Consider the following 23,115-nt stretch of genomic DNA (forward strand, 5'->3'; position numbering starts at 1 on the left):
CGGCAAGCAAGGCGACTTTGGTGAATTCATCTTCTCACGGCAGTTCTTACGGCATTCGTGCAAATAGCTCTGCGGTCTGCAACGCCCGTCGGGGGCATTGGGGGAACTGTACAGACCCAATCTAGGCCACTCTACCCACATTCCCGACTGTGTCTTCTCACCCAGAGTTGACTTCTTCTTGTTTAAAACTTGGAATGCGCGGCCCTGCTTGATCACACGGCTTGAGATTCTGCTCAGCGTTTAGGGGGAACGGGTGTGTCTGATAGCGCCGCAGCGCCGCCAACTGGCTACACTCTGGGCATCATGTCGGGTCAATCTGCAGAAGGCCGGGAGCTTGTGGGCCGTGAATTTTTGGTGCGGCGCAATGCGCTGTGGGCAACCTTGCGCGGGCTAGAGCCGGGGGCGGCGGGATTTGAGGGGACGCTTTCCGAACTGTCGGCCCTGATCGGCTGGAACCGTGCCCGCATTTTGGCTGGACTGGGCTTGGTTGATCTGGGCTTGCCTGAAACCGAGACTGGCCCCACACCATGAGCGCCGAAATCGTGCCCTTCGATTGGGGCCGGATGTTGATGGGCGACGTGCCCCCCCTGTTTCTCCTCGAAATCGTCTTCCGCACCACGCTGATGTTTTTGTGGCTGGTGGTGCTGCTCCGCATTACGGGCAAGCGCGGCCTCGCGCAACTCAGCCCGCTGGAACTCGCCATCGTCATCGGGCTGGGGTCGGCGGCGGGCGATCCCATGTTTTACCCCGAAGTGCCCTTGATCCACGCCATGTTGGTGCTGGCGTTGGTGGTGGGCTTGCAGCGCGGCCTGTCGTATCTGGTCATTCGCAGCGAGCGCGTCGAGACTTTTATAGAAGGCATCCCCGTAGAAGTCGTGCGGGACGGCGTGATTCGCCTCGGTTCGCTGAGCCGCGCCAACCTGAGCCGCGAAGACTTGTTCGAACGCCTGCGGGGTCAGGGCGTGCGGCAACTGGGAGAAGTGCAGCGGGCTTACTTCGAGCAAGATGGCAACCTGACCGTGTTTACGCACAAAGACGCCCCGCCCCCCGGCCTACAGGTGGTGCCGCCTTGGGACTTGCAGTGGCCCCTGACGCTGGATGTCGGTTCGCCCCACAGCGGGCTTGTGGCCTGCCTGCACTGCGGGCATACGCTGGAAGTGGCTGGACTGTTGCCTATGTGTCCGGCCTGTTCGGATGGCAACCACGCGCCAGCTCAGAGCCGCAGCCAGCAAGACAGCGCCCAAAGCAAAGGTTGGACGCCTGCCACGCTAGACCCTTTGGCCCCAGATGGGGGCGGGGAGTCGGGTGGGCAAGCCAACGACGGTGGCGAAAAGGCAGCACAGGCCCAACCGGGAGGCCGGAGCTAAAGCCTGAGGGTGAACTGTCGCGGCTCGGCTTAGCCCCGAATCCCAATCAGTGCATAGGCCGCCAGCGCCACTTTTTCGCGCAAGAGGTAGCTGGCACTCACGTTGGCGCTCAGGGGGCTGGCACTGGCATTGGCCTCAAACCCCAGCGCACGGGCGAGGGCCAAAGCGCGGGGCGCGTGGGCTTCATCGGTGACAAGGGTAATGGGTGTGTGGGGCGGCAAATACACGCGGGCATTGCGGAGGTTTTCTATAGTGGTGCGGCTGCGGGTTTCGGCCAACACCCGCGCTGCCGGAATGCCCAAGCGCGTCAGGTAGCTGCGCCCCACTTCGCCCTCGGTGTGCGGGTCGCCCGGACGCCTGCCGCCTGTAACTACGATGGTTTGCACACCGCCCGCCCGGTACAGTTGCAGGGCGTGATCGAGCCTGCGCTGAAAGGCGGGGCTGGGTTTGCCCGCGTACTGCGCGGCCCCCAACACCACCACCGCCCCGTAAGGCTGCTGCGGATGCGGCACACGCGGCCCCGGCAACAGCAAAAACCCCAGCGCCAGCAGGCCCACCACAGCCAGCGGCAAGAGGGTCAGGGTAGAGCCACGCGAACGCATAGAAATTCAGCCTAGCATGAAGAAAAACACAAGGTCATCCGGATTCCGCTTTGTTAGGGCTTAACCTAAGTGAAGCGCCTGCCAACTCAAGACAGCATCGCCCAAATTAAGAACCCGCACTCTGGAGGCAGTCAATCGGAATCCACATAGGGCGCGGGTCAAACGGTCAAAAGGCAGTGGGGTGGGGCTTGACAAACTGAGTGCGGCCCCTTTACACGCCTCGCCGCTGTGCTACGCTCGCCCGCAAGTTCCCATCTTTTTCTCAGGGAGTACCCCCACACCAACATGCCCACTCTACCCACCAAGTCCACAGGCTCCCCAACCAACACTCTGGTGATCGTCGAATCGCCCGCCAAAGCCCGCACCATCGAAAAGTATCTCGGAAAGGGATACTCGGTGGAATCGAGCATCGGCCATATTCGTGATCTGCCCAAAAGTGCCGCCGATATTCCCGAAAAGTACAAGGGCAAGGCGTGGGCCAGACTGGGGCTGGACATAGAAGACGACTTCCGGCCCCTGTACGTGGTGTCGCCGGACAAGCGGGCGCATGTGGCGAAGCTGCGGAAAATGGCGAGCGAGGCCGACGAGATCATTCTGGCCACCGACGATGACCGCGAGGGCGAAAGCATCGCGTGGCACCTGTTTCAGGAACTGAAGCCCAAAGTGCCGGTCAAGCGCATGGTGTTTCACGAAATCACCAAAGAGGCGATTCTAGCGGCCATCGCCAACCCGCGCTCTATAGACACCAATTTGGTAGAGGCACAGGAAACCCGCCGCGCCCTAGACCGTCTGTACGGCTACGAGGTTTCGCCTGTGCTCTGGAAGAAGGTGGCCCCCAAACTCAGCGCGGGCCGCGTGCAGTCGGTGGCGACCCGGATGTTGGTGGAGCGCGAGCGCGAGCGGATGCGGTTTCTCAGCGCCTCGTGGTGGGATTTGTTGGTCACAGCCCAAACCGCGGAAGGCGCGACTTTTCCCGCCCGCCTGACCGATGTGGGCGGAGTGCGCCTCGCCACCGGCAAAGATTTTGACCCCCTCACTGGCAAGCTGAAACCCGATTCCGGCGTGCTGCAAATGAACGAAGCCCGCGCTGTGGCGTTGGCCGATGCATTGAGGGGCCAGACCCTTATCATCGCTTCCGCCGAAGAAAAACCGTTTACGCAAAAGCCTTACGCTCCGTTTATTACGTCTACCTTGCAGCAGGAAGGCAGCCGCAAATTGGGCTTTGCCGCCACGCGTACCATGCGGGCCGCGCAACGCCTGTACGAGGGCGGCTACATCACCTATATGCGGACTGATTCCACCAACCTGTCGGGTGAGGCGGTATCGGCGGCCCGCGCACAGGTGCAGGAGATGTACGGCCCGGACTACCTGAGTCCTCAGCCCCGCGTGTATTCCAAGAAGGCCAAGAATGCACAGGAAGCGCACGAGGCGGTGCGGCCCGCCGGAAGCACCTTCCGCACACCTGACCAACTGAGAACCGAACTGAGCGGCGACGAATGGCGCTTGTACGACCTGATCTGGAAGCGCACGGTGGCCTGCCAGATGGCCGATGCACGGGGCCGGGGCCTGCGCGTCCGCCTGACCGGGCAGGCTTTAGGCGATGACGTAACCCTGAGCGCCTCGGGCCGCACCATCGATTTCCCCGGATTCTTGCGGGCCTACGTGGAAGGCAGCGATGATCCCGCCGCCGCCCTCGAAGACCGCGAAACGCCCCTGCCCCCGCTGAAAGCTGGGCAAACCGTGACCGGACAGGCCGCCAAGCCCGAAGGCCACGACACCCAGCCCCCCGCCCGCTACACCGAAGCCAGCCTCGTGCAGTCGCTGGAAGGCGCGGGCATCGGGCGGCCCAGTACGTATGCCAGCATTCTGGGCACCATTCAAGACCGGGGCTACGCGGCCAAAAAAGGGCAGGCGCTGGTTCCGTCTTGGACGGCGTTTGCCACCTCTGCGCTGCTGGAACATCACTTCGGCAAGCTGGTGGATTACGACTTCACGGCCCGCATGGAAGAGGATTTGGACGATATCGCGGGTGGGCGGGCACAGCGCGTGCCGTATCTGCGCCGCTTCTTCCTCGGTGAAAACGGCGAGGGCATGGCGCTGCGGCCCCTGATCGAGCAGCAGATGGGTGAGATCGACGCACGCGGGATTGCCACCATCCGGATTCCCAAGCTGGAAGGCACGGGCATAGAGGTGCGCGTGGGGCGCTACGGCGCGTACATGCAACTGGGCGAGCAAAAAGCCAATTTGCCCGAAGGCATGGCCCCCGACGAACTGACGGCGGAACTGGCCGCCGACATTCTGAGCCGCCCCAGCGGAGACCGCGTGATCGGCACCGACGAGGCCAGCGGGCATCCGGTGGTGGCCCGCGCTGGGCGCTACGGCCCGTATGTCACGCTGGGCGAGGGCAACCCGCCTATTCGCACGGCCAGCCTGTTTCCCGGCGACGACCTGAACGAATTGACGCTGGAGCGTGCGCTGAGGCTGCTCAGTCTGCCCCGCTTGGTGGGCACGTCCGAGGGCGAGGAAGTCTGGGCCTTCAACGGCAAATACGGCCCGTACCTGAAGCGCGACAACGACAGCCGCAGCCTCACCAACCACGAGCAACTGTTCAGCGTGGGCATCATGGAAGCCGAGGCCCTGTTTATGCAGCCACGTTTCCGGGCGCGTGGGGTGGCCGCCGCGCCGCTGCAAACCTTCGAGTTCGAGGGCCGCGCTCCCATCTTGCTCAAGTCGGGCCGCTTTGGGCCGTACCTGACCGATGGCGAGCGCAACGCCACGCTGCGTAAGGGCGAAGAAGAAGACACCCTGACCGCCGAACGCGCCCTAGAAATCCTCGAAGAACGGGGCAAAGAGCCGAAAGGCAAGCCCGCCAAACCGGCCAAGAAGGCGGCTGGTGCAGCCAAAACAGGAGCGAAGAAAACAGCTTCGGCCAGTAAGAAGGCTCCGGCCAAGGCTACTGCCGCCAAGGCAACGGCCACCAAGAAAGCGCCCGCCAAGAAGACTGCTTCCAAAGCTGCTGCCGCTAAAGCCCCCGCCAAAACTCCGCTGACTTGGGCCGAACTTAAACCGCATTTGGCTGTGCTGAGCGAGCAAGAGCGCCAACTGGTGACCGCCACCCGTGAGCGCGGTCAGAAGGTAGAAGACGTTGCGCCCACGCTGGGGCTGGACGTGAAGAAGGCCAAAGGCATGGCATTGCAGGCCAGCAAGAAACTGAATCAGGCGGCGCGGGCCGAGTAACCGGAGCTTAGATGCCGTCCCGCGCCCGCCCCGAAGCGCCGCCGCCGCTGAATCTGGCCCGCCTCGCGGCAGGTGTGCCCGGTGCTTGGGTGTTGCTGCCGGGAGCTGAAGTGCGCGTGCTGGCGCTGGACGCCAAGCAGGCTGGCCCCCGTGCGTCGGGCTGGCTGGTCTGCCTGACTGGAGAAGTCCTGATCGACTTACCCGAGGGCGATTTTGTACGCTTGCGGGCCAGTGAAGCCCACCGCCTGACACCCGCAGACGACTGGGAAGCCCTACCCGTCAAAGCTGGAACGGTGCTGATGCTGGTGCCGGATGGCCAGCAGTAAGGCGGATTCCCTCTCTTTTCTGCTCGCCCTAATCGGAGAGAAACCTAACATGAACGGCTTTCAAATTGGCTGCTGGCTGACCGCGTGCTGAACTTTTGCTTGCCTGCTCACTGCGGTCATCCCGGCCCGCGCCCTTGGCTGAAGCCGCCAGTTTCCCAACATTTATACAAATTAATAACCCGGTAGTCAGAGGATTGTGACACCCTCCTGCTTAATCTCGCTCTTAGAAGACCAATCGGGCAGTTAGCACAGCACCCTCTCCGGGTCTTTTCCCTCAGCCGTTCAAACCATTCGTTCCAGCTCTGATCTACGGAAGCTCACCGCTCTCTGTAATCGGCGTCTTATTCATTTTGTTTTGCGGGCACTTTCGGCCAAAGCAAGGAGACCACTATGAAAACAGAACAACGGTTCAGCTCGAAGTTTTTGAGAATCACTTTGGGTGTGGCGCTGATAGTTGCGGGTTCTAGTGCAGGAGCCGAGAGCAATTTGACCCTGAAAATTCTGGCTCCGGCGTCGGTGGGCGGGGGCTGGGATAACACCGCCAAAGCCATTGCCGAAACCCTGAAGCGCGAGGGAATTGTTAACGATGTGAGCGTGTACAACCTGCCCGGCAAAGCAGGCACGCTGGGCTTGGCCGAATTTGTGAAACTCAAGGGCCAAAGCAATCAACAGATGCTCACCGGATTCGTGATGGTGGCGGGCATTCCCATCAACCAAAGTCCCTTCGACCTCAACAGCGACGTAACCCCTATTGCCCGCCTGACCACCGATTACGAAGTGCTGATCGTGCCGGCCAAATCGCGTTTCCGTGATGTCGAGGACTTGGTTGCCGCATTCAAGGCCGCGCCGAGCAGTATCCGGTTTGGCGGCAGCAGCGCGGGCGGCAGCGCCCATATCGCCATCGGCAAGCTGGCCCGCGAACTCAATATTTCTATGGATCAGGTACGCTACGTGCCCTCGGCGGGCGGCGCACAGGCCACCGCTGCCATGTTGGGCGGAGAACTGGATGTGGTCAGCGCGGGCTACAGCGAAATAGAAGACGCCCTGAAAAGTGGACAGGTACGCGGGCTGGCTATTTTGGCCCCCGAAGCCGTGAACGGGATCAATCTGCCCACCCTGATCGAAAAAGGCATTGACGTAGATGTGAGCAACTGGCGCGGCGTCGTGGCTCCCGCCGGAATCAGCGCCGCCCAACGCGCCCGCCTCACGCTGATGATGACCCGCATGGTGCGTACCCGCACTTGGCAGCAGCAGTTGTCTCAGAACAAATGGAACGCCTACTTCGCAACGGGCGATACCTTTGACCGCTTTATCCGCTCGCAAAAAACGGTGGTGGCGCAGTTGCTCCGCAGCCTAGACATCCTGAAATAAGTCGGCGCAGTCAGCTCACCCTGCACGGACGGGAGAGCCTCACCTCTACGGCCCATTCGGATGTTGACCGCCTGTGGCCCCACAGAATTTACCGGAGAGTTGCCTATGTTCAGAGCCACCTACACTTCAGAAACGCTGCCGCTGCTGCTCCGCTATGTGGCCAGCCTCGGTCAGACTGGGCTGATGCGCTGCCACTCGTCGGGCGCGGGCGTGACCGTCATCGGGATTTCGGGGCAGCAAGTGGTGTCTTGTACCACCGTGCCCCAGCACCTAGAGGGCTTGGCCGCCGTGCAAGCCCTGACGCGCCACGCGGGGGGAACCTGTCATTTCGAGGAAAGCTGGGCCGCCGAAGAAGAACCCGCGCCCCTCAGTGCGGCCAGCCTGATCGGGCTGAGCATGGACGATCTGTTGGGGCGGGTGCTGGTGGCCCCAGACCAGATGCATCCGGCTCACCTTGACCTGACGCACATCGGCCCCCATAGCGTGCCTTTTCCGTTGGTGGCCGCGCCTGCAAGGACAACAGGTGGAGCAGAGGCCGATCTGTTTGATCTAGACCTGCTTGACCTCGATGCTCTGGAGATAGAGTCGGACAGGGCCGCCACCGAATCTCACCGCCTGCTGTGGGCGCTGATAGACGGCCAACGTAGCGCCCAAGCTCTGGCCTCTGCGCTGGGCCAACCCCTTGACGAAGTGCGCTGGACGTTGGCGCAACTGGAGCAGCAAGGCTCGCTGCGCTTGGGCACGGGGCCGGTGCTGCCCGCTGCGGGCGTGACCGAGTTCGTGTGGAGCCTGACCGCCGTCGTTGGCCCCGTCGCGCAACTCCTGATGCGCGACGCCCTCAAAGCAGTGGGAGCCACCAAAGAAGCCATTCCGGTAGAAGTGCTGCCCGGTCTGAAAGCAGACGTGTTGCGCGGTTGCCCGGTCAGCCGTCACCCCCAAATAGAGGTGCTGTTTGCGGCCCTCGCCAGCTTGCCCCCCGTACAGCCTGCCGCCCCGCCCTTTTCTCCGCAAGACCTGACCCACCAACTGACCCATCTGCTTGGCCCGATTGCGCGGGAACTGGTGAACGAGAGCTTGCAACAGGTGCAGGGCGGTGCGGCCACCCGGCCCCTCGACAAGGCGCAGATTCTCAGTTTTCTAAATGCGTTGCAGGCGCTCCTGCCCCCAGCGCGGCGAGTCGAAGCGGTGTCTTTGCTGCAAAGTTTTCGCCGCTAAGGACAGTGTTTTGTCAGCGTGAAGTGTGATGGTGCCAGAGTCTAATCTCTAAGCCAACTGGGAAACTCCACTCCAGCAGCTTTTCAACCCCCTGTTTAAGTTTCCGCCCAGTCCACTCTCCAATACCCCCTGCCCGCTTGACGGCGTGCTGGCGCTGTTTCTTTCTCTACAGTCCTCTTCGCCTACTGTTCCCCAAGGAGTGGTCACTATGTTCACTGCATCCAACGTGTCTCCAGCCGAACCTACTCCAGCCAATCTGTCTCCGGTCAAGCTGCCCCTAAGCTGTCCCTGAAACTCAAGATTTTTTTGCTGGTACTGGTGCCGCTGCTGGTGCTGGCAACCCTGATGCTTGCGCTGATGTCGGGCCGCCACGCCAACGAGTACCGGGGGCTGCTGGTGCGGGCTACCGCGCAGTCGTCATCGGTGTTCGGCATGGGCGTGCAGGAACTCATGGACTCGTCGGGCAAACCCCTGAGCAGCAACGATATTCAGGACAGCGTGCAGATGCGCCTGATGGAACTGGTGGCATTGGGGGCCACGCCGCTGCATTTTGCCAGCGTGTACAACCAAGACGGCACCTTGCTGGCTGCCTACGACAGCAGTTTTCAAAGTTCCAGTGTCGAAACTTCGGTGCTGCGCCAAAACTTTATTCGCCTGATGGGGCCGGACGTAAAGACCATCAGTGCCTACAGCCAGAAGATCGGCAAATTTGAACCGACGGCGGCGCAGGTCACGCCCGTAGCCCTGACCAAGCGGCTGGCGAATAAGCAGACCACCCTGACTGGCTACCCGCTGCCGGGCGGCGTGGGCGTGGTGGTGCTGGGCCTCAGCGAGCAATACATCCGCGAGCGCGTGCTGGCCAGCCTTGCCCCCACCGCCCTCCTGACCTTACTGGTGGTGCTGCTCACGGCAGTCGGCGCGGCCCTGTTCGCCAACGCCCTGATTGGCCGGATTCAACGCTTGTCGGCGCGGGTCACGGCCATCAGCATGGGCGAACTCGATCAGCCGATAGAAGCCGATGCCCAAGATGAGCTTGGCGAACTGGCCGAATCGGTAGAACGCATGCGCTTTAGCCTAGAAACGATCATGGCCCGGATGTGAAGGGTGCAGGAAGCGCCCGGTTCATCCTCCAAAGGGACATTCACAGCCCCCGCTCGGTGCTAGCGTAGGCACATGACGGCCCCCGGTGTCTCCAGCCCTTCCATCCTCACTGCGCCCACCCCCGACGCGGCCCGGTTTGCGGTGCTGGACAAAGCCGCACGGGGCGAGCGCCTGAACGCCGAAGAAATCGAGTCGCTGTATCACTTGCCCCTGCCCGACGTGGCGGCGGTGGCCCACGAACTGCGCCTCACGCGCCGCGATCCCGATACGGTCACGTTCCTGATTGACCGGAATATCAATTACACCAACATCTGCAACGTGGGCTGCAACTTCTGCGCCTTCTACCGCACGGGCCGCCAGAAAGACAGTTATACGCTGGATTACGAAACCATCAGCGCCAAGATTCGGGAACTGGAAGCCGTGAACGGCACGCGCATTTTGCTGCAAGGCGGCGTGAATCCGGCACTGGGCCTCGACTACTACTTGGGCCTGCTGCGGCACGTCAAGGCCCACCATCCCAGCATCCGCATCGACGCTTTTTCGCCCGAAGAAGTGCTGTTTATGGAGCAGAATTTCGGACTCGACTTGAACACGTTGCTGGATACGCTGATCGAGGCCGGGCTGGACGGCTTGCCGGGAGCAGGCGGCGAGATTTTGGAAGACGAGGTGCGGGCCAAAGCCGCGCCTGCCCGCATTCGCAGCGCCGATTGGTTCCGCATTCTGGACGCGGCGCAGCAAAAGGGGCTGTACACGATTTCCACGATGGTCATCGGCTTCGGCGAAACCTATGCCCAGCGCACCCGCCATCTGCTCAAAATCCGTGACCAGCAGGACAAGGCGCAGGCCGAGTACGGCGGCAACGGCTTTAGCGGCTTTGCCATGTGGACGCTGCAAACCGAGCATACCCGGCTGCACGGCAAGGCTCCGGGGGCCACCGCGCACGAGTATTTGCAGCAACTCGCCATCGCCCGAATCGCGCTGGATAACATCGTGAATATTCAGGCGTCGTGGCCCGCGCAGGGCTTTAAGGTGGCGCAGGCGGCCCTGTACTACGGCGCAAACGACCTCGGTTCCACCATGCTGGAAGAAAACGTGGTGAGTGCGGCGGGCGGGCATGGGCGGCACCAAGCCACCGTGCGCGAACTGATCCGTATTGCCGTAGACGCCGGATTTGACCCAGCCATTCGCAACAGCCGCTTTCAGATTCTCTACCGGCCCGATGTAGACGCCGTGTTGAACCGCGCCGACGCCAACCCCGAAGCGGCGCGGGCGGTTGGGGCTTCGGACTAAGCAACTTGAGATTCATCAAGCCTCTGCCTTAGCTTTTCAGTTCTTTTGCATCAGCGTTTCCGCCACAATAGGCCGCATGAGCGCCCTCGTGTTTGTTGCCTGCGAAAGCTATGGCGAGGGTGCGTGGCGTCTGGAAGCGCACTTTCACCTTGCGGCAGTGCGGGATTTTCTGACTGTCCTCGCTTCGGCGGGCATCAGTGGGCGCAGCCATCCCCCCGACCTGAGCGTGAGTCTGGAGGCCGAACTTTTGTTTGAAGAAGAAGTCATTGCCGCGCCGACCTACTTTGCCGCCTCTGAACTGGGGCGGTTGTTGGGCCACGCGCCGCCCGAACTTGCGGCCCAGTTCCGCGCATGGCACGCGATGACCCGCGCCTTCGAGGGCATGGGCCGCCCCGCGAGGCTGATCGTGTGGCAGATCGAATGAAACGGGGGAGCTACGTTTTCCGAACATCCGCAACCCTATCGGATGTTCGTCCACCTTCGCTCCCCCGTCTTTTTTGCTGCTCCTTCCAGTCGGATTCGTCTGCGACTCATCACAATTTTTTATGAGCGCCCTCGTTTTCGCCATATGTGAAGCCCGAATAGGGGAGAGTTGGTACGAGGTGGCAAGCTTCGAGCATGGCTCAGGCCGTCATCTGCTGGCCCTCTTGGATGAAGGAATGCTGTCTGGGCGCGGCTGGCCGCCAGAGTCGGGGGCAGGGGCGCGTGCTGGGCAGCAAGACACTCAAGCCTTCGGCGCAACGTTCATTACTGCGCCGGAGCTTGCCGCATTGGCACATGCAGATGACGACCCGGTGACGTTACGAGCATGGCAAGCCTTCGCCCGCGTGTACGAAGACGCGGGCGCGGCGGTGCGGGTAGTGATCTGGTTTTTGTAGGTTGGGGGGTTGTGTAGGCTGGAGTTTATGACCGCTTCAGCCGCCGCATCACGCCCGCCACTTCCGGCATTTTGAGGGCTACGGCCAGCCCCAAATAAACCGCCAAGCCTGCGCCGCCCGCCACCGCTAGTCCCAGCATTCCGGGCAAAATAAATCCGGGTTCGGGCATCACGCGGGAAATGAGCCAAGCCAACGCCCCGGCCACCGCCGCCATCGGCACAATGCGGGCCAAGTGTGAGGCGATCTGGCGCGACGGAAAGCCTAGAGCGCGGCGGTAGAGCCACGCCAACGCCCCGGCCATCAAAATGCCGCTGAGGGTGGTGCTGACGCCGAAGCCCAACAGTCCAAGTGGCGGCACCAGCAGGCGGTACAGGCCCACTTCCAGCACAAAGCCGATGGCGCTGATGATCACGGCCTCGCGGGTGCGCTCGCGGGCATAGAAGGTTCTCAGCAAAATGGTGACGATGGCCCACGGCACCAAAGCTAGCGCCCAGCCGGTCAGAATTCCGGTTCCTTGCTCGAAGCGCGGGACGTCGTAATTGGTACGGAGGTTAAACAGACTGACGGCAAACGGCGCGAGGGCCACCAACAGGGCGCTCATTGGGGCGGCCAAAAATGTAGTGGTTCGGACGGCCTGCACGGTTAGCGCCCGGAATGCGGGCCAATCCTTTTCGGCGGCGTGCTGAGAAAAGCGGGGCAACAGCGCCAGCGCAGGCGACACCACGAACAGCCCGTTGACCATCGTGAAGAGGGCTTCGGCGTTGGAATAGCCGCCTAGTGTGCCCTGCCGGAACAGTGTGCTATCGCTGAGCAGGCGCGTCACATACACGTTGAGAATCTGACGTGCGCCCGCCGTGAGCGTAAAGGGGGCCATTTGCCGCAGCACCCGCCCCAGCGCCGGATGCCGCACCAGCGCGGGCGTGGGCAGCAGCCCAAAGCGCCGCAGCGCAGGCAATTGCACCAGCAGTTGCGCCACCCCGCCAATGAGCCAGCCGAAGGCCAGCCAAGTGGCCGTGTCGGGCAGCAGCAGCAGCGCAATAATACTGGCGATGTTGAAGGCCACTGGCGCAAAGCTGGATTCGCGGAAATGTTCGTCGGCGTTCAGCAGGCCCATCGCAATGCTAGATAGACTTATCAGCATCAGAAACGGCATCACCAGTTGCGTCATGTACACGGCCAACGCCCGGTCTACGTTGGACGTGCCCGACAACAAAATATTTACGATCAAGGGGGCGGCCAGAATGCCCAGCGCCATCAGCAGCAAATTCACGGCGATCAGTACGCCGGAAAAGGCTGACGCTAAGGCTTTGCGCTCGGCGGCGTCTAGCGTCTTGTACACCGGAATAAATGAGTTGACCAGTGCGCCTTCGGCCAGCAGCTCCCGCAAAAGGTTGGGAATTTTGACCGCCACCGAAAAGGCGTCCAGCAACGTGTTGCCAAACAAATTGATGATCTGCTGGCGCACGATGCCCGACAGCCGAGAGCCGAGCGTTCCGGCCATTACGATCAGGGTATTTCGGCCCACCGATTTCTGAGGCGCTGCTTTTTTTGGCCCCCCAGCATCGGCGGGCATACCGTCCTGAAAGTCGATTTGAATGACTGGGGGAGTGTTTGGAGGGCCGGAAGGCGGGACGGTCACGCGGTCAACTGTAGCGCCTTCCCGTCATTGCACCCTCTCGCGCCCCCAACAAAGCTGTGGTAAACTCCCTCTTGCTTGCAGGGGTTGTCCCTTCCAGCAGTGCGGAGAGGTGCCAGAGTGGTTGAATGGGTCAGTCTCGAAAACTGAAGTACGGGCAACTGTATCGTGGGTTCGAATCCCACCCTCTTCGCCAAAAAGAAGTCCAGTATTAAAAGAGAGTGCCCCGGACAGATAATGTCTGGGGCAGTTTCTCCTTTAATTCAGTGAGTGGTCAGTAGTGAGTGGTAAGTGGGTGAAGTGCTTTGACTGTTTATGGTTCGGAGAGTGAATCGTGGTGTCGGTGTTGCCCACAATCCACGATCTACGTTCCGCCTAATCAGTGAAAGTCTTGTCCCACTGACTACTCACCACTCACCACTTACAGAGCGGTAGCTCTCGGCTTCAGCGCTCCCTTCTCCTGCAAATATTCCGCAATCTGCACGGCGTTCAGAGCCGCTCCCTTCAGCAGTTGGTCACCCGCCACGAACAGTTCTAGGCCGCCTTCAAAGACGAGGCTGGCGCGGATTCGCCCTACTTCTACGTCGTATTTGCCGCTGGCGGTGAGGGGCATGGGGTACAGCTTGGCTTCGGGGTCGTCGCGGACTTCTACTCCGGCGGAATGCCTCAGCAGTTCGCGGGCTTCGTCGGGCGTGGCGGGGCGCTCCAGCTCCAGCGTAATGGCCTCACTATGCGTGCGCAGCGTGGGAATCCGAACAGCGGTACAAGAAATGATCAGGCTTTCGTCGCCCAGAATCTTGCGGGTTTCCCACGCCACCTTCATTTCCTCTTTGGTGTACCCGTTGTCCTGAAAGGCGTCGATGTGCGGAATCACGTTGAAGGGAATCGGGTGGGCAAACACGGTGGCGGTGGCCTCTTTGCCGTGAAGCTGCATATGCGTCTGCTCCAGCAGTTCTTCCATACCCTTTTGGCCCGCGCCACTGGTGGCCTGATACGTAGAAACGATCATGCGCTTGACGCCGTATTTGCGGTGCAGCGGCGCAACGGCGACGACGGCAATAGCGGTGGTGCAGTTGGGATTGGCGATAATGCCCTTGTGATGTAGCGCGGCTTCCCCGTTCACTTCCGGTACCACCAACGGCACGTCCGCGTCGTAGCGGAAGGCGCTGGAATTGTCGATGACCAGTGCGCCGCCCGCCACCCACGCGGGAGCCAACGCCTTGCTGATGCTGCCGCCCGCCGAAGCCAAAATTACGTCTGCGTCGATTGCGCCTTCAGGCGTGGCCTGCACGGTCAATTCCTGCCCTTTAAAGGGCAGTTTCAGGCCCGCCGAACGGGGCGAGGCGTACAGTTGCAACTCGCTAAAATCCAGCGTGCTGTTCTCCAGCACCTTCATCAACTCGTGTCCTACTGCGCCTGTGGCCCCAACAATCGCTACTTTCAGTCCGCTCATAGGTCTATCCTCCCAGAAAAAAGTGCTTCATAGTCTGTGTGCCAGCTCCTACCAAAAAAAACCGCCCGACGACTTTTCGCGGGGCGGTGCTGTTGGCTTGAACAATCCAGCAGACCGCCGCTCAGGTGGTAATAGTTCCCTGAGTGCTGATGGTCTGAAGGGTGGGGCAATGCATGGTTCAACGGTAGCGGCCCAGCGGGTGCAGGTCAAGCGGGCGGGCTAGCGGGGTAGGTTTGTAGACTCCGGCCATGAAACGAATTCTAATCACGGGCATGTCGGGCACGGGCAAATCGTCAGTGATAGAGGCGTTGGCGGCGCGTGGATTCGCGGCCATAGACACCGATTCCGATGAGTGGTGCGAATGGCACACAGACGAATCGGCAGAGCCAGACTGGATTTGGCGTGCAGACCGAATAGCGGAGCTGCTCAGCGCCCCACGCGAAACCGCCCTGTTCATGTCGGGCTGCAAGTCCAATCAGGGCCAGTTTTACCCGCATTTCGATCAAATCGTGCTGCTGAGTGCGCCGCTAGCAGTCATGCTGGAGCGGATCGCTGCCCGCACCGACAATCTGTATGGCAAAACGGCGGCAGAGCGGGAACAGATTGTGCAGCACCTCGACTGGGTAGAACCGCTTTTGCGGGCGCAGGCGACACTGGAAATCAAGACCTCTGACTTCAGCGTGTAGCAGATCGCGGATCGACTTTTCGCGTTGGTGGCTGACTGAAAACGCTGAATCGCTACTTCTTACGCTTTAAAAACCCCAGCCATCCAGCCTTGTTCGCCAAGCTTTCCGGCGTGCTGCGCGGCGTGGCGGGCGCAAAGTCTTCCAGCTTAATCTCGGCTTCCGGGTGAGGGGCGGTTTTCCAGTCGCCCTCGGCAGTGGCTATCGCCCCGCCAAAGCGCCCAGCGGCGTACAACGCGTGCAATTGCTCCTGCTCCTCGGTGTTTGCGCGGGGGTCTGCGAGGGCTTCTAACATGGCAAGCAGGCTGTCGTCCTCGCAAGACCAGTGGCCCTGCGTAAACGTCGCTTCCTTGCCGTAAATGCGGATTCTGGCGGGCATGAACCACTCCGGGCCGGGCGGGCTGACCACCGTCCGGGCAATATGTCAGTTGTGTGACCCCCACAGAATAGCGCAACGGGTCAGTGAGGGAGATGAACTGGGGTGTTGGCCTTGCAAATGAAAGTGATGCTGCGTGTGAACCCCCAGTCCCTGCGGGCCAGCCCCCCTTGAGGGGAGCGCAAAAGCCCTTGTCCTCCCCTCAAGGGGGGGCGTTGCAAAGCAACGGGGGGGGTTCACCCACAAACTCTGCCCTACTTCTCCCCCAACCGCCGCTCGTTCCCGCCCGTCAGCCGCCCGATGTTGTCGCGGTGTTGGTAGATCAGCAGGGCCGACAGTGCGGCGATAGCCAAGCACAGCCACACGCTTTCGCCCGTGACGACGGCCACCAGCGTGCCCGTGATGACGCCCAAAATGCTGGCCGCCGACACCAAGCGCGTGAGCCACACAGTGGTCAGGAAAATAACCGCCGTGCCGATGCCGACCAGCGGAACGAGCGACACCATGACGCCGAACGTGGTGGCCGCGCCTTTGCCGCCCCGAAACTGCAAAAATGGGCTGAAGTTGTGCCCGATGACGGCCGCCACGCCGCAGAGGGCCGCCACGTTTTCGCCTAAGCCCAGCCAACGCGCTATCCAGATCACCAGCACGCCTTTCAGGACGTCAAAAGTCGCTACTGCTACTGCTGGGCCTTTGCCCGCCGCCCGCATCATGTTGGTTGCGCCGCTGTTGCCGCTGCCTACCGTGCGAATATCGATGCCCCGTGCGCGGGCCAGCCACGCCGCCGCCGGAAGCGAGCCGAGCGCGTAAGAAATGAGGACAGCCAGAACCGCAGTCAGAGTCACGCCCAGAATTGTACGCTCCCTTTCTTTGGGGGCGCGGTGTTGATGGGCTTGCAGTGGTCTGGTTGGCCCTGACGCTGCAGCTTCCCCGAGTCAGTACACTGCGACATGATTTCGGCGGCGCTGACTAGAGAACAGAGGCAACGGCTGGTGCGGGTAGCACGCGGCCAAGAAGACGGCGATCTGTTGATTCGCGGCGCGTCGGTGGTGCAGCCTGCCACCCGCGAAGTCTTTGAGGCCGATGTATTGATTGCGGAAGGCCGGATCGCCGCCTTTGGGCCGGGCTACCGTGCAGCGCGGGTCATCGAGGCACGCGGGGCTTACCTTGCACCCGGCTTCATAGACGGCCACGTTCATATCGAATCCAGTCTGCTGACTCCGGCGGGCTTTGCGCGGGCCGTGTTGCCACGCGGCACCACCGGAATTGTAGCCGAGCCACACGAACTGGTAAACGTGGTGGGCGCGGCGGGCCTAGGCTGGATGCTGGACGCGGGCCGAAGCCCTGGCCTGCGCGTGTGGGCCTCCGCGCCGTCGTGCGTGCCTGCCAGCGGATTCGAGCAGGGCGGGGCCAACATAGGGGCCGCCGAAATAGCAGAGATGCTGGCCCTGCCCGGCGTGCTGGGCCTCGCTGAAATGATGAATTATCCGGGCGTACTGAACGCCGATCCCGGTGTGTGGGACGTACTGGAGGCGGGGCGTAGAGCAGGGGGATTCGGTGCGGGGCGGCGTATGGACGGCCATGCTTCGGGGGTGGGGGGGCGTGACCTGCACGCCTACGCGGCGGCGGGCCTGCACTCCGACCATGAGGCGACCACCCCGGAAGAAGCCCGCGAGCGCCTGCGGGCGGGCCTGTGGCTCATGGTGCGCGAAGGCTCGGCGGCCCGCAATCTGGCGGCCCTGCTGCCCGTGCTGCGGGAAGGCCCGCGCCGCGCCATGCTGGTCAGCGATGACGTGAGCGTCGATGAATTGCTGGAATTAGGGCACCTAGACCGCTTGCTCAGAACGTGCGTGGCAGGCGGCTTACATCCCGCCGATGCGGTGGCCCTCGTGACCTGCAACCCCGCCGAATACTGGGGCCTGCACGACTTTGGCCTAGTCGCGCCGGGCTATCACGCCGACTTCGTGCTGCTTAAAAGTTTGACGGGCTTTGAAGTCCTCGAAACCTTTGTGGGCGGAGAGCAAGCGCAGGCCGGAACAACTACGCCGCCGCTGCCGGGTGGGGGCGTGAATCTGGGCGCAAGCTGGAGCGCCGCCACCTTCGATGTTCCCGCACAGTGGCCGGTGATGCAGGTGCGGCCTGACCAGATCACTACAGGAATTGGCGCACCCGGCAGCGGCGACACGCGCTTGGTAGTGGCCGACCGCTACGGGCGTGCTGGGCCGGGTCAAGCCGCCCACAGCACCTGCTGGACTTCCGGCACGGGTCTGACGGGGGGAACGTTGGGTATCAGTGTGCTGCACGATGCCCACAACGCCGCTTTTTTGGGCGGCACCGACGCCGATATTCGGGCAGCAGGCGCGGCGCTGGAAGCCTTGGGCGGCGGCGTGGTGGTGGTAGCGGGCGGCGAGGTGCGGGCTTCCCTTCCGTTGCCCTATGCGGGCCTGATGACCGACATCGACCCACAGCAGGCCGCCGCCGCGCTGGGCCAAATCACGGCGGCGGCTCAGGCTCTAGGTTGCGTGTTGCCTTACCCGGTCACGACTCTCAGCTTTCTGGGTCTCACCGTGATTCCGGCCCTGAAACTCACGCCGCGCGGCCTGCTGGACGTCAACGCTTGGCAGATGATAGACACGACTCCAACGGAATAGGTGGCTGCCGTTGATCTCTGTGCGGCCTAGCGACGGGGGCTTAACCTCCCACACTAGGTGCCGCCAAGCGAGGCGACAACCATCAATCTGCACCCCGCTTCTCGGCCTGTGTCGAAAGGCTTGAAATGTAGGTCATTCAATTCACTTCCTGTAACAAATGAACGAATGTGGTCTAACTCCCTTCCTTTAGGTACGGTGGGCAACCTCTTTAAATTATAGAATTATGAGTCATTTATGCCGTTCTTGCGTCTAGAATGACGTGAGGTTTTGTACATTCGTATGGCATCCACTGTTCCTAAAGCTGACCGCAACACCACCGTACTGACGCCTGCCCAAGCGTCACGCGCTTTTTCTTGGACTCGGTTTCTCATTTTGCTGGCGCTGGTGCTGACCCAAGTAGGCACAGTAACCGGGGTGTTGTGGGCCAATCGGCGCGGCGGAGAAGCCGTGTTGCAAGAGCAGGCCCGCCAAAGCCTGCAACAACTGGTGCGTGTGACCGGTGACAATGCCCGCTCTTACCTGCAAACGGCGGTTCAGATCGTGCGGATCACGTCCTCGCTGGTGTCTTCCGGTCAGGCCAATGCCTACGACTCCGGGGCCTTAAGTCAGACGTTCGGCACGCTGCTCGACGCCACCCCGCAGCTAGACGCGGTGCTGTTGGGACAGCCCGATGGACGCTTCATTTTTGTGCGGCGGGACGGCGAGGGGCGCTACATCAAGGTCATCGAGCCTGTGCCGCAGCGCCGGACGACAGTTACCCTCCTGAATTCGGCGGGCCGAGTGACCTCGCGGGCCACGCCCACCGATCCGTATGACCCCCGCACGCGGCCTTGGTATACCTCGGCCCTCACGCGTCCGGGCCAAACGGTCTGGACGGCCCCCTACGTCTTTTCGTCCTCGCAGTTGCCCGGCGTGACGGTAGCCACGGCCCAGCAAGGACTGGATGGCCGCCCGCTGGTGCTTGGGGTAGATATGAAGCTCAGCGGCCTGACCCGGATGCTGGAACAGGTGCAACTGACGCCGCGTGGCCGGGCGTTTATAACCGATGCAGACGGCAACGCTATTGCCGCGTCTCGGGCGTGGCCGCGCACCATTCAGGGCCGTGTGCCTGCGCTGACCGAAGTGGGCGATCCGGCCCTGCGTGCCCTGCTCGACGATGGTGGCCTGCCGCGCCTAGAGGGAGAAAACGGCACGGCCAGCGAGGTGACGCGGCGGTATCTGGTGGGGGGTGAACCGTATGCCGCCGTGCTACGCCGCGTAGAAGTGCAGCCGGGGGTAAGTTGGGTGGTGGGCGTGTACGCGCCCGAATCCGATTTTACAGGCGACCTGAACGGCATTTTTAGGCAACATCTCATCATTATTGCGGTGATGGCCCTGCTGAGCGCCCTCGTGGCGTGGCCGCTCGCCTTTAGCGCCACCCAGCCCTTTGCCGCGTTGCAGCGCCAAGCCACCACCGACGCCCTGACTGGCCTGCGGAACCGTGCCAGTTTGTTGGCCCAACTCAGCGAGGATGTGCGCCACAAGGCCACCAGTCCTTATAGCGGGGAGCTGGGGGTCGTCATTCTCGATCTGGACGGCTTCAAGATCATCAACGACACGTATGGTCATGCGGTGGGTGACGAAGTGCTGCACGCTGTAGGCGCAAGGTTGCTGGGCGCGGTGCGCGTCGCAGATACCCTCGGGCGGCTGGGCGGCGACGAATTTGCCCTGATCGTACATGGCGAAACCCGTGAGAGCGTGCGCCTGCGCGTCGAAGGAATCGTGCAGGCCATCGTGCGGCGGCCCCTGATGGTCAACGGTCTGGCGCATCAACTCGGCGCGACGGCTGGGCTGGCGTTCCACGATCATACGGTGGCCGCGCCGCCCACCCTAGAGGAGATAGAGCAGACTTCCCAACTGCTGATGTTGCGGGCCGATACCGCCCTGCTGAGGGGCAAAAAGCGAGAGAAGGGGCGAGTCTGGCTGGCCGATGAAGTCGGTGGGCCGACGCTTTTGGGTTGAGGTTGTCGAGAAGGGCGGGAACGCTGCTGGGTGGCCCCCTCACCCCGCTGCTCCGCAGCGCCCCTCTCTGCTGCGCAGCTCTGCGAGTCCCACACGTGGAGAGGGCAAAACACATGGATGAAACTCTTTTCAGTCCCGTATTAGCAATGGTGCGGACAGTTTCCTAATTTCGCCGATCACTGTCCAAGAACACGGTGTTTTTGCTCCTCCACCCTTGCGGGGGAGGCTGGGAGGGGGGAACGTGCAGAGCGTTCTAGACGACGTTTTTCTCTGACCTATTTTTCAAAGCCTACAACTGTCCGAACCATTGATTAGACCCGTTGACCCTAGCCCCCTCGACACCTTCCCATCACGAAATCGCTAGGCAAACTTCAGCGCCGTACCTGCAACGCCCGCGCCCCGAACAACTGCGCCCGCAAGCTCTCCCGCGCCGCACCCAGCGCCCGGTCTAGCGTTGGCCCACGCGCCGAAGCTGCACGCAGCCACACCGCGCCGCCTGCCGTGTGGCTGCAAGCCAGTTGACCGAGCACAGCGGGCCAGTCTGTGACTTCTTGACTGCCCACCCAGACGCCGCTGGCCGCGTAGTCCCAGTCGCCCCAAATGCCGGGAGCGCGGGTAAATTCACCTGGTTGCAGCTTCAACCGATCCAGATACAGCCGCTCCCCGCCGCGCCAAATTTCGACCCGGCTGCGGTAATCGGCAAAGGCCAAGCGCTCGCCCATCTGCACGCGCCCGGAGGCCAGCGTTTCGGTCAGGCCCAACTCTGCGCCGTCTTCCAACTCGGCCCGCAAGGTCTGGTGAAAGGCGCTGCCCGCAAAAGGCAAGGTGCGCTCCGGGTAGTATTCCAGCCGCCCGCCTGCCGCCACCGTAAATCGGATGTCCTGCGTAGCCACTGCCCCAGACGGCGAAGGCTGAAGCCGCGTCGCTGACTGCGTGAGGATCAGCACCCGCGCCCCCGCGCCCACCTCGGCCACGATTTCGCTGTGATCGCCGCCCAGCACGCCCCCAGTCGGATTGACCACGAACACCATCAGCGTGCCGCACGGGAGTTCGAAGGGCCGAATGATCATCAGCGGCGCTTTTTGCAAGTCGCGGGTCAGGACGGTGCGGCCCCGCTGTTGCTCGAACGTCAGGTGCAGCAGGCCTGTGCGGGTGCGTTGGCCGAGCGTCATTCTGAAGGGCTGAGTTGAAGGCCAATCTGGGGCGGCGCGACATCCCTAAACAGCAGATCGTGTTCGATCCACGCGATCACTTCGGCCACGCCCAGCCCACGCTTCAGGTCGGTGAACACATACGGCCTGACTTCATCTCCACTGGTTCTTTGCGCCCGTGCGTCGGCGTCCATGATCCTCAAGTCGGCTCCCACATAGGGCGCGAGGTCAATTTTATTTATCACCAACAGATCAGAGTTCCGAACGCCGGGGCCACCTTTGCGCGGCACTTTCTCTCCGCCCGACACGTCCAGCACGAACAGCCATGCATCTACCAATTCCGGGGAAAAACTGGACGCCAGATTGTCGCCGCCCGACTCTATAAAAATCAACTCCACGCCCGGAAAATCGGCTTCCAGCGCCTCCACCGCCTCCTGATTCAGCGACGTGTCTTCGCGGATGGCGGTGTGGGGGCAGCCGCCCGTCTGCACGCCCCGGATGCGTTCGGCGGGCAGGGCAGCGGCGGCAGTCAAAATGCGCTGATCCTCGAACGTGTAGATGTCGTTGGTAATCACGGCGAGGGCGTACCGCTCCCGCAGCGTGCGGCACAGTACTTCCAGCAGCGCCGTTTTGCCCGAACCCACCGGGCCGCCGACACCAATTTTGAGCGGAGCAGGGGAGAGGGTCACGCCGAGTAGTCTGGCGCATTTCGGGCCAGAGAGTTGAGTTTTGTCTGAACAGAATTTCGGCTTAAATTCATCTGTAGACAAACCAAAGCGGGCCGTCTATTATGTAACAAACAGCACTATTGATCCTCGGAGGCTCTATGACCCAGACCGAATCGGTTCCCTCTTTGCTCACCCCCGCTGCGTTGCTGGCCCACTGGCAAGGCCACCGCCGCCTCACCCGCCGCGTCATAGAAGCTTTTCCCGAAGATCAACTCTTCAGCTTCAGCGTGGGCGGAATGCGTCCGTTTGGTGTGATGGCGTGGGAAATGGTCACGATCTCTACTTACCTGATGAATGCGCTGCACACCGATCAGTGGGGCGCGGAGACCATGAGCCGGGAACCGAAGCCGCAAGAACGCACGACGTTGCTGGCCGAGTGGGACGCACTGACGGCCCGCTTGGATGCCGAGCTTCCCGGCACGTCGTCCGTGCTTCTGACCACCGAAAAAGACTTGCCGTTTGGCCGCCAGACGCCCACTGCTGCCGCCTTTTACATGATCGACAACGAGGTACATCACCGGGGGCAGGGCTACGTGTATCTGCGGGCGTTGGGAATTGAGCCACCGCCGTTTTGGGAGCGCTGATGTCGGAACTTTTGACCCCTGCAACCCTGCTGGCCCACTGGCAGGGCCACCGCTGCCTCACCCGCCGCGTCATTGAGGCCTTCCCAGACGATCAATTGTTCAGTTTCAGCATCGGCGGAATGCGTTCATTCGGAAGACTGGGCTGGGAGATGGCAGGCACAGTTGCCAACACGCTGCACGCCCTAGAGCACGACGATTGGACAGGGAAAGGCGTGGATGAGGGCGAGCGCACGAGTACCAAAGCAGCGCTGCTAGACGTTTGGGATGCAGGTACGGCGCGGCTGAACGCAGAATTTCCCCGTTATTCGGCTCAGTACCTCGGCACCGAGCAGGACATGGCGTGGGGCTGGGGATCGCCCATGCGGTTTTTGCTGTATCAGATCGACAACGAAGTCCATCACCGGGGACAAGGCTACGTGTATCTGCGGGCGTTGGGAATCGAGCCGCCGCCGTTCTACGTGCGCT

Annotated in this window: 22 protein-coding genes and 1 tRNA gene; 16 read left to right on the forward strand and 7 right to left on the reverse strand. The window is 62.0% G+C overall.

What is annotated here, in order from left to right; translation table 11 throughout:
- The first annotated feature begins 303 nt into the window (after positions 1 to 303).
- The gene (locus E7T06_RS04750; protein ID WP_136364680.1) at positions 304 to 531 is read left to right on the forward strand and encodes a hypothetical protein; all 228 of its coding nucleotides are present in this window, start codon (positions 304 to 306) and stop codon (positions 529 to 531) included.
- Positions 528 to 1,367 carry a DUF421 domain-containing protein gene (locus E7T06_RS04755; protein ID WP_136364681.1) on the forward strand — a complete coding sequence of 280 codons (840 nt, stop codon included), beginning with the start codon at positions 528 to 530 and terminating at the stop codon, positions 1,365 to 1,367. The genes E7T06_RS04750 and E7T06_RS04755 overlap by 4 nt, the downstream gene beginning before the upstream one ends.
- A 29-nt stretch (positions 1,368 to 1,396) precedes the next feature.
- Here the strand turns inward: E7T06_RS04755 and E7T06_RS04760 are convergent, their stop codons facing one another.
- Positions 1,397 to 1,969, reverse strand: a complete 573-nt coding sequence (locus tag E7T06_RS04760) for a YdcF family protein (protein ID WP_136364682.1) — start codon at positions 1,967 to 1,969, stop codon at positions 1,397 to 1,399.
- Positions 1,970 to 2,254: 285 nt separating this feature from the next.
- Between E7T06_RS04760 and topA the strand changes: the two genes are divergently transcribed.
- The 8 genes from topA to E7T06_RS04800 all read left to right on the forward strand — a co-directional run bounded on the left by topA (position 2,255) and on the right by E7T06_RS04800 (position 11,387).
- A complete protein-coding gene (gene topA, locus E7T06_RS04765; RefSeq protein ID WP_136364683.1) occupies positions 2,255 to 5,206 on the forward strand; it encodes a type I DNA topoisomerase in 2,952 nt (983 codons plus the stop codon).
- Between the two features lie 11 nt (positions 5,207 to 5,217).
- The gene (locus E7T06_RS04770) at positions 5,218 to 5,532 is read left to right on the forward strand and encodes a hypothetical protein (protein WP_136364684.1); all 315 of its coding nucleotides are present in this window, start codon (positions 5,218 to 5,220) and stop codon (positions 5,530 to 5,532) included.
- 390 nt (positions 5,533 to 5,922) lie between these two features.
- The gene (locus E7T06_RS04775; protein WP_136364685.1) at positions 5,923 to 6,903 is read left to right on the forward strand and encodes a tripartite tricarboxylate transporter substrate binding protein; all 981 of its coding nucleotides are present in this window, start codon (positions 5,923 to 5,925) and stop codon (positions 6,901 to 6,903) included.
- Positions 6,904 to 7,008: 105 nt separating this feature from the next.
- Positions 7,009 to 8,118, forward strand: coding sequence for a hypothetical protein (locus E7T06_RS04780; RefSeq protein WP_136364686.1), 1,110 nt, complete (start codon positions 7,009 to 7,011; stop codon positions 8,116 to 8,118).
- A 306-nt stretch (positions 8,119 to 8,424) separates the two neighbouring features.
- A complete protein-coding gene (locus tag E7T06_RS04785) occupies positions 8,425 to 9,219 on the forward strand; it encodes a HAMP domain-containing protein (protein ID WP_136364687.1) in 795 nt (264 codons plus the stop codon).
- A 72-nt stretch (positions 9,220 to 9,291) separates the two neighbouring features.
- Positions 9,292 to 10,509: a CofH family radical SAM protein gene (locus E7T06_RS04790; RefSeq protein ID WP_136364688.1), complete on the forward strand. Its 1,218-nt coding sequence runs from the start codon at positions 9,292 to 9,294 to the stop codon at positions 10,507 to 10,509.
- A 76-nt stretch (positions 10,510 to 10,585) separates the two neighbouring features.
- The gene (locus E7T06_RS04795) at positions 10,586 to 10,933 is read left to right on the forward strand and encodes a hypothetical protein (protein ID WP_136364689.1); all 348 of its coding nucleotides are present in this window, start codon (positions 10,586 to 10,588) and stop codon (positions 10,931 to 10,933) included.
- Between the two features lie 121 nt (positions 10,934 to 11,054).
- Positions 11,055 to 11,387, forward strand: a complete 333-nt coding sequence (locus tag E7T06_RS04800) for a hypothetical protein (RefSeq protein ID WP_136364690.1) — start codon at positions 11,055 to 11,057, stop codon at positions 11,385 to 11,387.
- 25 nt (positions 11,388 to 11,412) lie between these two features.
- Here E7T06_RS04800 and murJ read toward each other — a convergent pair whose 3' ends face one another.
- A complete protein-coding gene (gene murJ, locus E7T06_RS04805) occupies positions 11,413 to 12,960 on the reverse strand; it encodes a murein biosynthesis integral membrane protein MurJ (RefSeq protein ID WP_136364709.1) in 1,548 nt (515 codons plus the stop codon).
- A gap of 169 nt (positions 12,961 to 13,129) precedes the next feature.
- Between murJ and E7T06_RS04810 the strand changes: the two genes are divergently transcribed.
- Positions 13,130 to 13,219 (forward strand) — tRNA-Ser (locus E7T06_RS04810).
- A gap of 225 nt (positions 13,220 to 13,444) precedes the next feature.
- Here the strand turns inward: E7T06_RS04810 and E7T06_RS04815 are convergent.
- On the reverse strand, positions 13,445 to 14,467 hold the full coding sequence (locus E7T06_RS04815) for an aspartate-semialdehyde dehydrogenase (protein ID WP_136364710.1): 1,023 nt from the start codon (positions 14,465 to 14,467) through the stop codon (positions 13,445 to 13,447).
- A gap of 257 nt (positions 14,468 to 14,724) precedes the next feature.
- Here E7T06_RS04815 and E7T06_RS04820 point away from each other — a divergent pair, with 257 nt between their 5' ends.
- Positions 14,725 to 15,162 carry an AAA family ATPase gene (locus E7T06_RS04820; protein WP_136364691.1) on the forward strand — a complete coding sequence of 146 codons (438 nt, stop codon included), beginning with the start codon at positions 14,725 to 14,727 and terminating at the stop codon, positions 15,160 to 15,162.
- Between the two features lie 52 nt (positions 15,163 to 15,214).
- Here E7T06_RS04820 and E7T06_RS04825 read toward each other — a convergent pair whose 3' ends face one another.
- Complete coding sequence (locus tag E7T06_RS04825) at positions 15,215 to 15,538, reverse strand: hypothetical protein (protein WP_136364692.1); 324 nt, start codon at positions 15,536 to 15,538, stop codon at positions 15,215 to 15,217.
- A 251-nt stretch (positions 15,539 to 15,789) separates the two neighbouring features.
- Positions 15,790 to 16,380, reverse strand: coding sequence for a glycerol-3-phosphate 1-O-acyltransferase PlsY (gene plsY / locus E7T06_RS04830; protein ID WP_136364693.1), 591 nt, complete (start codon positions 16,378 to 16,380; stop codon positions 15,790 to 15,792).
- 105 nt (positions 16,381 to 16,485) lie between these two features.
- Here plsY and E7T06_RS04835 point away from each other — a divergent pair, with 105 nt between their 5' ends.
- Both E7T06_RS04835 and E7T06_RS04840 read left to right on the forward strand, forming a co-directional pair.
- Positions 16,486 to 18,186 carry an adenine deaminase C-terminal domain-containing protein gene (locus E7T06_RS04835; protein WP_136364694.1) on the forward strand — a complete coding sequence of 567 codons (1,701 nt, stop codon included), beginning with the start codon at positions 16,486 to 16,488 and terminating at the stop codon, positions 18,184 to 18,186.
- Between the two features lie 279 nt (positions 18,187 to 18,465).
- Complete coding sequence (locus tag E7T06_RS04840) at positions 18,466 to 20,187, forward strand: GGDEF domain-containing protein (RefSeq protein ID WP_136364695.1); 1,722 nt, start codon at positions 18,466 to 18,468, stop codon at positions 20,185 to 20,187.
- A gap of 371 nt (positions 20,188 to 20,558) precedes the next feature.
- Here the strand turns inward: E7T06_RS04840 and E7T06_RS04845 are convergent, their stop codons facing one another.
- Both E7T06_RS04845 and ureG read right to left on the reverse strand, forming a co-directional pair.
- Entirely contained in the window at positions 20,559 to 21,359 is an 801-nt protein-coding gene (locus E7T06_RS04845) for an urease accessory protein UreD (protein ID WP_136364696.1), read from the reverse strand.
- Positions 21,356 to 22,027, reverse strand: a complete 672-nt coding sequence (ureG, locus tag E7T06_RS04850; protein ID WP_136364697.1) for an urease accessory protein UreG — start codon at positions 22,025 to 22,027, stop codon at positions 21,356 to 21,358. The genes E7T06_RS04845 and ureG overlap by 4 nt, the downstream gene beginning before the upstream one ends.
- A 137-nt stretch (positions 22,028 to 22,164) precedes the next feature.
- Here ureG and E7T06_RS04855 point away from each other — a divergent pair, with 137 nt between their 5' ends.
- Both E7T06_RS04855 and E7T06_RS04860 read left to right on the forward strand, forming a co-directional pair.
- Positions 22,165 to 22,650, forward strand: coding sequence for a DinB family protein (locus E7T06_RS04855; protein ID WP_136364698.1), 486 nt, complete (start codon positions 22,165 to 22,167; stop codon positions 22,648 to 22,650).
- Positions 22,650 to 23,115 (forward strand): DinB family protein (locus E7T06_RS04860; RefSeq protein ID WP_136364699.1); only part of this gene is annotated, 466 nt, incomplete at its 3' end. The genes E7T06_RS04855 and E7T06_RS04860, both read left to right, overlap by 1 nt.

This window comes from Deinococcus sp. Arct2-2, assembly GCF_004801315.1.
In the GTDB taxonomy this organism is placed as follows: Bacteria; Deinococcota; Deinococci; order Deinococcales; family Deinococcaceae; genus Deinococcus.